We start from the raw sequence: 11,858 nt of genomic DNA, 5'->3' as shown, positions 1-11,858 counted from the left end.
AGAGACGAAGGTCAACAGGAGGCCGAGATCCGCCGGACCCACCGGCTGGCCCGCCGCCGCGCGATCAAGGAGCTCCGCGCCCAGCGCACCGCCGGGCGCGCCGACGACGCCACCGAGGGCGCCGACCGGCGGTGACCCCCGGGGTCAGCACCGACCGGCCGTGACCTGCGGGGTCAGAGGGAGCGGATGGCGCCGCCCTCGGGGCAGACGACCTCGTCGCCGGTGACGGCCCCGAACCCGGTCTTGTCGGTCTTCGGCCCCTCGGCCCGGACCGGCCGTACGCCCGTGTAGTCCGCGCCGATCGTGATCTGCATCACGGCGCCCTGCCCGGCCACCGGCTTCAGCCGGGCCCCGGGCAGCGCGGCCGTCAGCGAGCGCACCGAGCGGTCCCAGACGGGGTCGTAGGCGATCACCGTGTGCCGGACGTCGGGGGTCGCGGCGTCGGCGGGGGAGCCGGTGGTGGCGAAGCCGGTGGCGTGCAGCGCGCGGTCCGCGCGGCGGGCGAGCCCCGTCGTATTGGTGCCGTTGAGCACATGGACCCGGACCCGGGCCGGGTCCACATCGACCGGGGTGGCCGCCGTCTGCTTCGGGCGGTCGGCCACGAGCGGCCGGTCCTCGCGGAGGGTGGCGAAGAGCCGCTCGGACTTGGCCCGGTCCCAGCGGAGCGTGGAGCCGGCCCCCTTCACCGCGACGCCCGGCAGGACCACCGGGACCGAGGCGAACTCCGAGGACGCGGGGGTCACCCCGCTCATCGCCCGCCCCAGGGCGACCATGTCCGCCGCGTCGAAGCCGTTGTCGGCGCGGACCGAGCCGAGCAGGGCCCCGGCCACCCGGTTGAACCGCACCGGGTTGAGCAGGATGCCACCGGCCGTGGTCTGGTGGACCACGGCGGCCAGGAAACGCTGCTGGCGCTGGATCCGGCCCAGGTCGGAGGTGCCGTCCACATGCCGGGAGCGGACGTATTGCAGCGCCTCGCCGCCGCTCAGCACATGGGTGCCGGCCGGCAGGTCAAGACCGGTGTGGTCGTCCTTGAGCGGCCGCGCGGTACAGATCTTGACCCCGCCGAGCACATCGACGGTCTTCATGAAGCTGGTGAAGTCGACCTCGAGGTAGTGGTCGACATGGACTCCGGTCATATGCTCCACGGTCCGCACGGTCAGGCTGGGCCCGCCCTCGGCGTACGCGGCGTTGAGCTTCCGCGGATGCCGCGGATGGCGTTTGCCGGTGGCGTCGGTGTACGCGGGGATCTGGGCGTAGGAGTCGCGGGGCAGGCTGACCGCGCTGACCCGGCGGTGGTCGGCCGACAGATGCATCAGCATGATCGTGTCCGTGCAGTGGCAGGGGGCTCCGCCCAGCCGGTACAGCGCCTTCTCCCGAGGCGTGATCTTCTCCCGTCCGTCCGTGCCGACCACGAGGAAGTTGACGCCCCCGCCGGTGTGCTTCGGCCGGTTGTCCAGGCCGCCGAAGGCATCCACCCGGTGGATCCCGGATTCGAGCTCCCTGACCAGCAGATGCCCGATGCCGCTGACCGCCAGCACCAGACAGGCGCCGCCCGTGGCGAGCCGCAGCCCCCAGCGGGGGCGGCGGGAGCGGGGGCGCGACGGGCGCGGCGATCTGGCCGGTGCACTCACTCCGGGGACCTCCGTGACTTCGGCGGGCTGGGCGGAACCGCCTCACCGTAGGCCCATACGACGATCGCCCCGGCGGCCCCACGCCGCCCGTACGGCGCGCTGCCACCCGGGCGGCGCGTTCCGGTGTCCCCCATTCGCGGTAACGTGACCCCGCTACCACAGTCTTTTGGGGCCCCGCCACCAGTCTCCTGGGGCCCGGCCCCCGAACCCCGAGGTGCCATGCCCCCGCATCAGCTCCCGGCCGTCTCCGTGATCATGCCGGTGCTCAATGAGGAACGCCATCTGCGCAATGCCGTGCGGCACATCCTGGAGCAGGAGTACGACGGCGAGATGGAGGTGGTGATCGCGCTCGGCCCGTCCACGGACCGCACCGACGAGATCGCCGCCGAACTGGTGGCGGAGGACCCCCGGGTGCATACGGTCCCCAACCCCACGGGCCGCACCCCCGCCGCCCTGAACGCGGCGATCAAGGCATCCCGCCATCCGGTGGTGGTCCGGGTCGACGGCCACGGCATGCTCTCTCCGGACTACATCGCGACCGCCGTACGGCTCCTGGAGGAGACCGGCGCGCAGAACGTCGGCGGGATCATGCACGCCGAGGGCGAGAGCGACTGGGAGAAGGCCGTCGCCGCCGCCATGACCTCCAAGATCGGAGTGGGCAACGCGGCCTTCCACACCGGCGGTGCGGCGGCCCCCGCCGAGACCGTCTACCTGGGTGTCTTCCGCCGCGAGGCGCTGGAGCAACAGGGCGGCTACAACGAGGAGTTCATCCGCGCCCAGGACTGGGAGCTGAACTTCCGGATCCGTGAGGCCGGCGGGCTGATCTGGTTCTCGCCCGAGCTGAAGGTCTCCTACCGGCCGCGGCCGAGCGTGCGGACCCTGGCCAAGCAGTACAAGGACTACGGGCGCTGGCGCCATGTCGTCGCCCGCTTCCACCAGGGCTCGATCAATCTGCGCTATCTCGCCCCGCCGACCGCCGTCGTCGCCATCGCGGCGGGCATCGTGGTGGGCGCGGCGGTCACCCCGTGGGGCCTGGTGATCCCCGGCGGCTATCTGGCCGCGATCGCCGCGGGCTCGATCCCGGCGGGCAAGGGGCTTCCGGCGAAGGCCCGGCTGCGGATCCCGGTGGCGCTCGCGACCATGCACATGTCGTGGGGCTGGGGCTTCCTGACCAGTCCTCGGTCGCTCGCCAAGAGGGTCATCGCGAGCCGCCGCCCGGCGGTCATGGCGCGGTAGCGGCCGTCCCGCGCGGCTTCGTACGAAGGGGTCGGACCCGGGTCCGACCCCTTCGCCGTGCCGTCACGGGACCTCACGTGCCGTCACGGGGAGCTCAGAAGGTGTAGCCCGGGTTGACCTGCATACAGCCCTTCTCCTCGCCGTTGAGCGCGTCCGCGCTCTTGGGCGTCTTGCCGCCGCCGCCGTCGTCGTCGGCCGCCGGCCGCGGATAGACGGTGCCCTGGCGCCAGTCGTTGCCGACCACCACGCTGATCTCCCGCACCGACTGCGACGACTTCACCGCGGACTCCGGCAGCTTCAGCGCCTTGGCCACGGCCAGGCCGTCGCCCTGCCGGGCCTCGTCCGGGTAGAGGACGGTGGTGTCGGCCTGCGAGATGAGCGTCGCGTTCGCGGTGGCCTTGGCGTAGCCGAGCCGCACCAGCTCGGAGGTGATGACCGAGGCCCGGCCGGAGACCGGCCCCAGGACGGTGCTGGCGGTGCCGTTCTGCACCACCACCGGGATCTCCTCCTTGGGCCCGGTGGGCGCCGGGGTCGCGTCGGGCTTCTTCTTGTCCTTGCCGTCCAGCGCGACGTCGTTGCGCAGCAGCGAGAAGGTCTGCTCGGCGTCGCCCGGCTTGGGCAGTACGTAGCCACCGCCGCCGCCGTACTCCCAGGGCATGGTGATCATGGTGGTGCGCTTGGTCGGCACCCGCTTGAGGTCATTGCCCAGGTCGTACAGCTCCTTGACGGTGCCGAGGCCGTGGTCGACGGTCAGCGCGTCGGTGGCGGCCTCCGCGAGGTCCATCAGCTTGCCCGGGTCGCTGAGCTTGGTGCCCGCCTTCAGCTGGCGGATCATCGAGGTCATGTACATGTGCTGGGCCTTGGCCCGGCCTATGTCGCTGTTGTCCTCGAAGCCGTAGCGGGTGCGCAGCCACTGGAGGGCCTGGACGCCCTTGACGTTGTGGGTGCCCTTGGTCAGCTTCAGACCGGAGCCATGGCCCTTGCTGTCATGGGAGTAGACGTTGTCGTCCACGCACACCGGGACGCCGCCGATGGCGTCCGCCATGGAGACCACCCCGGAGAAGTCGATCATCATGAAGTGATCGATGTAGACGCCGGTGAGCTCCTTCCAGGTGGCGACCGTGCAGCCGGGACCGCCGTGCTGGAGCGACTGGTTGATGGCCCCCTCGGTCTTCGGGTACACCGTGCCGTCGTGCGGATCGGTGCACTGGGGGATGGTCACCCGGGTGTCGCGCGGGATGCTGACCACCGACATATTGCTGCGGTCGGCCGAGACGTGCACCAGCATCTGCACATCGCCCAGTGGCTTGCGGCCGGCGTCCTGCTTGGCGCCGCCCAGCTTGACGTTCTCCGCGGTGTTCCGGCTGTCGGAGCCGATGAGCAGGATGTTGAGGGGGGTCTGGCCGGCGGCGTTGGGCTCGGGTTTGCCGATCTTGCTGTCGCCGAGGTCCAGATCCTCCTTCTTCAGATTGCCGTTCAGGTGTTCGTAGTAGAAGTATCCGGCGCCGGCCGCGCCAAGTATCAGTACCGCCAGCGTCAGGGCGGTCCAGCGCAGGATCCGCACTCCGCGACTCCTCTTCGGCCGCCCTTGACCGCCACCCGGTCTGTGCCCCGCGCCTGGCGACGCGGGGCCCTTCCGTTCCGGCGGTCTGCCGTCCTCACCGTGCTCACGGGGTTCGGGGACGGCGGCCCGCCGACCTCTTTCCCCCCGCACATCGCTCTGCCGCATCGGGCCCTCCCCGCACTTTCTAGGTCGTCCGGCCCGATGGCCCCGCGGGGCCCCGATGGACGAGATGGATCCGCCGGCCGACGACGGTCACTTGGCGCAGACGTTCTTGTCGTCGGCCCCGACCCTCTGGATGTCCTTCGGCGCCTTCGACGGAGCGGAGATGGGGGTACCGGCGCCCTTGAAATCCGCGCCGAGCGTCAGGGTCATCTCCGCCATCGGCTCGGCGTCCTTCGTGCCTTGCTTCATGGCGGAGGCGGGCAGCCCCATGCTGTCGGCCAGCCGGCGCGCCTGGTCGGCCTGGTTGGGAGCGTACTCCAGCGTCGTCTTCTTCAGCTCTGACGGAGCGTTTCCGCCGTTGCTGGTGCGGAGCATCCCCTCGGTATTCTGCATCCAGTCGACGGTCTCCTGGGCGGCGCCGAACTGCCCACTGCCGTTGAGCACCTTGACCCGGACGTCGGCGGGGTCGGCCTTCGGCCCCTTCAGCAGCGCCGCCTGCTTGTCCTTGGCGGCCTTCTCCTTCTCCTTGACCTCGGTCAGGGAGACATCCTGGCGGACCATGGCGAACAGCGGTTCGGCCTTGGTCTTGTCGAGCAGCACGGTCGCACCGTCGGTGTTGTCGACAACCGGGACGGTCGCGAAGGTGACGTTCTTGAGGTCGACCTTGCTCAGGTTCTTCCCCAGCGAGGCCAGCTTGGAGACGGTGCCGATCCCGGTGTCCACGGTGAGCGCCTTGGTGGCCGTCTGGGCCAGGCCCCACAGCTTGCCCGGGCTGGAGAGCGTGCCGCTGGACTTCATCTTGCGCATCAGCGAGCTCAGAAACTGCTGCTGGAGCTTGATCCGGTCCAGGTCGCCGCCGAAGCCGACGGTGTGCCGGGTCCGGACGAACGCCAGCGCCTCCTCGCCCTCGATCGTATGGCGGCCCTTCTTGAGGTTCAGATGCGACTTGGGGTCGTTGACGTCCTTGGCGAGGCACACCTCGACCCCGCCGACCGCCGAGGACATCTCCTTGACCGCGTTGAAGTCGGCCATCATGAAGTGGTCGATCTCGAGCCCGGTGAGCTTCTCGACCGTCTGCCAGGTGCAGCCGGGGTCACGCTCCTCCTGGCCCAGACTGGTGTTGAAGCGCACCTCCGACTCGCCCGGGATGTTCTTGAAGGAGCCGTCCTCCTGCTTGGTGCGGCAGTCCGGGATGTCGGTGATCATGTCGCGCGGAATGGACAGCACGGTCGCGTTGGACCGGTCCTCGGAGACATGGAACAGCAGCGTGGTGTCGGCGTGTCCGACGCTACCCGCGTCACCGTAGCCTTCGTTCCCCTTGCCGTCGCGCCGGTCGGTGCCGATCAGCAGGATGTTCATCGGGCCGTTGGAGACCGCGGCGTTGTTCTCGCCGACATCGACCTTGCTGATGTTGCTATTCAGGTGCTGATAGACGAAGTACGCGGCGGCCGAGCCGCCCACCAGCAGAAACGCCAGCGTGCCGCTGCCCCAGTAGAGCGCCTTCTTCGCCTTCGACTTCTTCGGCTTCGGCTTGCGACGGCTGACCGGGCCCGTCGCCTCCTCCTTCTCCTCCCGCTTCGCCGCACGGCGGCGCCCTCTGAGCTCGGAGCCGACGGCGCCGTCACCGCTCGACGATCTGGGGACCCGTCGCAGCTCGGTGGTGTCGTCCGCCGATGTTTCGGCCGGGTTCAGCCGCAGTTCGTAGTTGCCCGTATTCGGGTCGAACACCCACTGATCGGCTGGGTCGAATTCACCCGCCCCGCCAGGGCCTTGCGCGTCCACGGTCGCCTGTGTCCTCCGTCGGTGCCACGCGGCGCCTCCCCCTCAAGGCGCTCCATCCTTCTTCGTGCAGTGCGCGGCCACCTCGTAGAGCGCACCGGATCGCTCACACTATCCGCCCAGATCAGCGTCAAGCGACGCCGGTGACAAATTCCACTTCCCTACAACTGGGCAATCTGCCCAATCCTTATCTGATCCTTCACGAATCGTGGCTCCTCCTTATGGTCCTTTTACTCGCAGATGCCGCGCGCCGCCGTCGTCCCCTGGTACGAACCGAGGCCGGCGGTCTTCGGGACACCGCTCGTCGAAGCCGTCACGGCATGGGACACCGGAACCGGCCGGTCCAGCCGCAACTGCCGGAACAAGCGGTCGGCATCGGGTTGGACGAGCTCATCGCGGTTTTTGTTGTACGCGTACGGCTGGCGCGGAATCGTGAGGAACCGGATCTTCTCCCGGGGGATGTCCCGCAGACCGCGCACCAGAGCGTACAGATCTTTGAGCGAATCCAGTCCCGGATCCGTGGTCAGCGAGGAGGTCGCCGCGTTGAGCACCGGATACAGCTTCGCCGGATTGAGCAGCACACCATTGTTCTGCACTTTCTTCACAAGCGAGCTCATGAACTCTTGTTGTCTGCCGATGCGCTCCGTGTCGCTGCCGTCGCCGATGCTGTACCGGGCGCGCACATAGCCCAGGGCCTGCTCCCCGTGGAGGACCTGACGGCCCGCGGGCAGTTTCAGATGCGCGTCATCGTCGTCGACGGGCTCCTTCAGGCACATCTCCACCCCGCCGACCGCGTTCACCAGCCGCTTGAAGCCGTTGAAGTCCACGATCACATGGTGGTCGACGCGGATCCCGGTCAGCTTCTCGACGGTGCGGATCGTGCAGGCCGCGCCACCGGTTTCGAACGCCCAGTTGAACTGGGCGAACCGGGCCTGGGCCGGCTTTCCGCCCGGCCGGTCGCAGGCCGGGATGTCCACCATCAGATCGCGCGGGATGGAGACGGCGGTGGCGCTCCTGCCGCCGGCCTGGAGATGCAGCAGGATCGTGGTGTCCGAGCGCTGGGTGCCGGTGTCCCTGCCGTATTTGCCGTTGCCCTCGCCGCCCCGGTTGTCGGAGCCGATCAGCAGGATGTTCTGCGCGTCCCGCACCACCGACACCGGCCGCTCGGCCTCGTACTTCCGGAGCTCGTGCGCGGTACGGGTATCGGTGCGGATATTGCCGTCGAGGCGCTCGTAGAACCACCACCCCACCCCGGAGGCCGACAGCACCAGCACGGCCACGCCCAGCGCCAGGACACGCGGCCAGCGGCGCCTGCGTCTCGGTATGGGATCAGAGCTGTCGGTCGTCACGTCCGCGTCCTCCCACCCGTCCTCCGCCCGTGGACGGAGCGGCATCGCATGCCGGGAACCCGATGACCGGTCCGAGGACCGGTCCGAGGACCGGTCCGATGACCGGGACGCCGGGCGCCGGGACACCGATGACCGGAATACCGGGCGCCGGAGTGCTCCCGGGGTACCGATTACCGGAACAGACATGCGAAGCCCGCGCATGGTTGTACGTATCCGTAGATCATCGCGGGGTGGGCGACGCGGCCCGTGGACTGGGCCCTCGGTCCGCCGGACAGGTCAGGGTGTGGTGGCGGTGAGCGGGTCAGGGTGTGGTGGCGGTGACGCGCTCGCTCTCCGTGCGCTCGGCCAGCTCCTTGTCGTCCAGCCGGTCCAGATGGCGGCAGAGCACCACCGAACCACCGCTGACCAGCGGCGCGTACAGCCCGTACGACAGCCCCTCCCAGATGTCGTACGGCAGCCCCGAGAGGATCCGCGAACCGGGCCCGAGCCCCCGCCCGGCGGCGTCGGCCCGCGCCCGCTCCACCACCTCGGCGCTCGTCAGCTCCACCCCGCTGACGGCCAGCGCGGGCGTATCCGGATCCACCGGGGAGTACGGGGCGAAGCGGTCGCCCTGGCTGGGCACCTCCACGGCGTAGTCCGCGAACCCGTCCGGCAACTGGCGGAAGCGGCCGCCCAGCGGCTGGAGCGACAGCGCCACCCGCTCCCCGGCACACTCCCGCGCCTCCTCGAGGGTGTCGGGGCCGCTGACGACGAGGTCGGCGGAGGCCGGGTCGCCCCCGATGTCCACGAGGACCCCGACCGAGGAACAGGCCACCAGCCACACGGCGGTCTGCCAGTGGGCGGGAAGCAGCAGTGCGCATCTCTCGCCGGGCGCGGCGGCGAGATCGTCCTGGAGGAGATTGGCGGTCTTCGCCACCCAATTGGCGAAGGTGGCCACGGAGAGTTCGACACGTTCGCCCGTGGCGTCGTCGTAGAAGGTGACAAACGGGCGGGAAGGGTCCGCGTCGAGCGCGGATCCCAGCAGGTCGGCAGGGGTGCGATCGGTGGCGTTCACCCGCGCAAGCCTACGCGCCGAATATACGGCTCGGACGGGGCCTGTTGGGTCCGGGCCGCCGGACGGTCCGTGACGTGTCCGCTCTTCCGAATGGACAGTTTTGTCGCTGTATGTAGACGATTTCAATCATGCGTGCATACCTGGCATCCTCGATCGGCGTCGCGTGCACCGCCGCCCTCGCCCTTCCCCTCGCCCTCCACCCCGACCCCGCCCACGCCCGGGCCGAACGGACCGTCGCCGCGGGTTCCACACAGTCGCTGCCGCTCAGGCCGCTTGTCGGGGGCGGGCTCGATGGGGGTGTTGGCCGGGGCGTTGATGGGGGCGTCGATCGGGATGTCGCTCGGGACGTTGATGGGGGTGCTGATCGGGACGTGGGTCGGGAGGCCGACGAGGACGTGGGTCGGGAGGTCGATCAGGGCATGGGTCGGGAGGTCGATGAGGGCGCGAGGCGGGGCGTTGACCGGGGTGCCGACCCGAGCGTCGATCGGGGCGTCGCGGTGCCCGGCGCCGACGCTCCGGCCGCCGACCGAGGCGTCATCGCGTCGGGCGTGCGGCCGTTCTCGCTCGTCGGCGTCGTCTGGGACCGGCCCGCCGCCGAACTCCGCGGCCGGGCGCAGGTGCGCACCCGCGCGGTCGGCGGCGAGTGGACCCCCTGGCGCGAGCTGCTGCCGTACGGGGACGAGGCCCCCGACCCCGACTCGCCCGAACGCCTGGCCGCACGGGCCCACGGCGGCACGGCGCCGCTGTGGGTCGGCGCCTCGGACGGCGTCCAGGCGCGGGTCAGGCCCGAACCGGCCTCGGCCGCGGACGCGCGGGCCGCGGCGGCCCTGCCCAGCGGGCTGCGGCTGGAGCTGATCGACCCCGGCGAGGCCCCGGCGCCGCCGCCCCCGGACCGGGCCGCGCTCCGCGCCCTTCCGGCGCGTCCGGTGCCGACGGCGAGGGGTGTCGCGAGGACGGGCGGGGCGTCGGCGGGTGCTGCGCCGACAGCGCCGGGTGCGAGGCCGTCGGCGGGAGCGTCCCGGAAGCCGCCCTCGGGATCCTCCGGAACGTCTGCCAAGCCGCGGCCGTACCCCGCCACCCGGCAACCGAGCCCCGCCACCCCGCCGTCCATCCAGCCGTCCGCCCCGCCGTCAGCCCCGCCGTCCAGCGCGCTCCCGGCGGAGGTGACCAAGGCGAACGCCGCCCGGTACGGCGCGCCGCGGCCCCGCATCGTCACGCGCGCGGGCTGGGGCGCCGACGAGAAGATCCGCGAAACGGGCCATGTCTACAGCAAGACCGTGAAGGTCGCCTTCATCCACCACACCGTGACGGGCAATAAGTACAGCTGCTCCGAGGCGCCCTCCCTTTTGCGCAGTATCTACCGCTACCACGTGAAGAGCCTGGGATGGCGTGACTACGGCTACAACTTCACCATCGACAAGTGCGGAAATATCTACGAAGGCCGCTCCGGCGGGGTGGCCAAAGCCGTACGCGGAGCACACACCCTGGGCTTCAACACCGACAGCATGGGCGTCGCCGTCCTCGGCACTTTCTCCACCCAGAAGCCTCCGGCCAAGGCCGTGACGGCCATCGCGAAGCTGACCGCGTGGAAACTGGGTCTCTTCAAGCGGAATCCGCGCGGCACCGCGCATCTGGTGTCCGGAGGCGGCAACAAGTACAAAAGGGGCGCCAGCGTAAAGCTCGATGTGATCGCGGGTCACCGCGACGGCTTTGCCACCGAGTGCCCGGGAGAGCGCCTCCACGAGAAGCTCGGTTCGGTACGGAAGACAGCCGCCCGCCTCCAGGGGCGCTGATCAGGCGCGGTCCGGGGATCTGCATACACTGGCCGCCGACCGGCGAGCCCCACCAGGAAGCAGAGACGATACGTGACCAAAGCGCCAGCAACGCTATCGCCGGAGGCGATCCTCCTGGTCGGCGGCAAGGGAACCCGGTTGCGCCCGATGACGGTGCACACTCCCAAGCCGATGGTCCCGGCGGCCGGCGTTCCGTTTCTGACCCACCAACTCGCCCGCGCCCGCGCCGCCGGGGTCGAGCACATCGTGCTCGCCACCTCCTACCTGGCGGAGGTCTTCGAGCCGTACTTCGGTGACGGCTCCTCGCTCGGCCTGCACCTGGAGTACGTCACGGAGGTGGAACCGCTCGGCACCGGCGGCGCCATCCGGAACGTCGCCTCCCGGCTGCGCTCGGGCCCCGACGACCCGGTGCTCATCTTCAACGGCGACATCCTCACCGGCCTCGACATCCGTGCCCTGGTCGACAACCACCGCACGACGGGCGCCGACGTCTCCCTGCACCTCACCCGGGTCCCCGACCCCCGTGCGTACGGGCTGGTGCCCACCGACGAACACGGCAGGGTCACCGCCTTCCTGGAGAAGCCGCAGACCCCCGAGGAGATCGTCACCGACCAGATCAACGCGGGCGCGTACGTCTTCAACCGCTCGGTCATCGACACGATCCCCGCCGACCGCCCCGTCTCCGTCGAACGCGAGACCTTCCCCGGACTGCTCGCCGACGGCGCGCATCTGCAAGGCATGGTCGACTCCACGTACTGGCTCGACCTCGGCACCCCCCAGGCGTTCGTCCGCGGTTCCGCGGACCTCGTGCTGGGCCGCGCCCCCTCCCCGGCCGTACCGGGCCGCTGCGGAGACCGCCTCGTCCTGGACAGCGCCTCGGTCGCGGTCGACGCCAAGCTGACCGGCGGCACGGTCATCGGCCCACAGGCCCGGGTGGGCGCGGGGGCCCGTATCGACGGCAGCACGGTGCTGGAGGGCGCCGTCGTGGAGGAAGGCGCACAGGTGCACGACTCACTCGTCGGCGCGGGCGCCCGGATCGGCGCCCGCACGGTACTCCAGGGCGCGGTCGTCGGAGACGGCGCCCTGGTCGGCCCGGACAACGAACTACGGGACGGCGTACGAGTGTGGTGCGGCGCGGACATCCCAGCAGGCGCGGTCCGCTTCTCATCCGACCAGTGACGACCCCGAACCCCTACCCGAACCCACATGAGCCCGGCCCCTCCAACCCCAGCCTCTCCGGCGTTTGAGGAGCGGGGTCCGGGGCGGAGCCCTGTGTTCCAGCCTCTCCGG

8 protein-coding genes are annotated in these 11,858 nt (G+C 70.5%); 3 read left to right on the top strand and 5 right to left on the bottom strand.

The features are described 5' to 3' along the window. Positions 1-173 precede the first annotated feature (173 nt). Positions 174-1,631 carry an LCP family protein gene (locus NQU54_RS28765; RefSeq protein ID WP_257633618.1) on the bottom strand — a complete coding sequence of 486 codons (1,458 nt, stop codon included), beginning with the start codon at positions 1,629-1,631 and terminating at the stop codon, positions 174-176. Positions 1,632-1,850: 219 nt separating this feature from the next. Between NQU54_RS28765 and NQU54_RS28760 the strand changes: the two genes are divergently transcribed. Then, the gene (locus NQU54_RS28760) at positions 1,851-2,867 is read left to right on the top strand and encodes a glycosyltransferase family 2 protein (RefSeq protein ID WP_257633617.1); all 1,017 of its coding nucleotides are present in this window, start codon (positions 1,851-1,853) and stop codon (positions 2,865-2,867) included. 94 nt (positions 2,868-2,961) lie between these two features. On the opposite strand, the gene NQU54_RS28755 is transcribed toward NQU54_RS28760, so the two are convergent. From NQU54_RS28755 to NQU54_RS28740, 4 genes are all read right to left on the bottom strand, one after another. After that, positions 2,962-4,596: an LCP family protein gene (locus NQU54_RS28755; RefSeq protein WP_257633616.1), complete on the bottom strand. Its 1,635-nt coding sequence runs from the start codon at positions 4,594-4,596 to the stop codon at positions 2,962-2,964. An 87-nt stretch (positions 4,597-4,683) separates the two neighbouring features. Continuing rightward, the gene (locus tag NQU54_RS28750; protein ID WP_257633615.1) at positions 4,684-6,375 is read right to left on the bottom strand and encodes an LCP family protein; all 1,692 of its coding nucleotides are present in this window, start codon (positions 6,373-6,375) and stop codon (positions 4,684-4,686) included. A 227-nt stretch (positions 6,376-6,602) separates the two neighbouring features. After that, the gene (locus tag NQU54_RS28745) at positions 6,603-7,721 is read right to left on the bottom strand and encodes an LCP family protein (protein WP_257633614.1); all 1,119 of its coding nucleotides are present in this window, start codon (positions 7,719-7,721) and stop codon (positions 6,603-6,605) included. Positions 7,722-8,022: 301 nt separating this feature from the next. After that, entirely contained in the window at positions 8,023-8,775 is a 753-nt protein-coding gene (locus NQU54_RS28740; protein WP_257633613.1) for a TIGR03089 family protein, read from the bottom strand. Positions 8,776-8,903: 128 nt separating this feature from the next. Here NQU54_RS28740 and NQU54_RS28735 point away from each other — a divergent pair, with 128 nt between their 5' ends. Continuing rightward, positions 8,904-10,568, top strand: a complete 1,665-nt coding sequence (locus NQU54_RS28735) for a peptidoglycan recognition protein family protein (protein ID WP_257633612.1) — start codon at positions 8,904-8,906, stop codon at positions 10,566-10,568. 72 nt (positions 10,569-10,640) lie between these two features. Beyond that, positions 10,641-11,747 (top strand): mannose-1-phosphate guanylyltransferase, encoded by a 1,107-nt coding sequence (manB, locus tag NQU54_RS28730; protein ID WP_257633611.1) that lies wholly within the window; start codon positions 10,641-10,643, stop codon positions 11,745-11,747. Positions 11,748-11,858: the final 111 nt, after the last annotated feature.

Source organism: Streptomyces malaysiensis subsp. samsunensis, assembly GCF_024519315.1.
GTDB classification, from domain to species: domain Bacteria; phylum Actinomycetota; class Actinomycetes; order Streptomycetales; family Streptomycetaceae; genus Streptomyces; species Streptomyces malaysiensis.
Note: the sequence above shows the minus strand (reverse complement) of the source record. Positions and strands in the feature narration are given on the sequence as shown.

Coding starts and splice junctions, on each gene's coding strand:
- NQU54_RS28760 (WP_257633617.1), top strand. CDS start 1,851: ATGCCCCCGCATCAGCTCCCGGCCGTCTCCGTGATCATGCCGGTGCTC.
- NQU54_RS28755 (WP_257633616.1), bottom strand. CDS start 4,596: ATGCGGCAGAGCGATGTGCGGGGGGAAAGAGGTCGGCGGGCCGCCGTC.
- NQU54_RS28735 (WP_257633612.1), top strand. CDS start 8,904: ATGCGTGCATACCTGGCATCCTCGATCGGCGTCGCGTGCACCGCCGCC.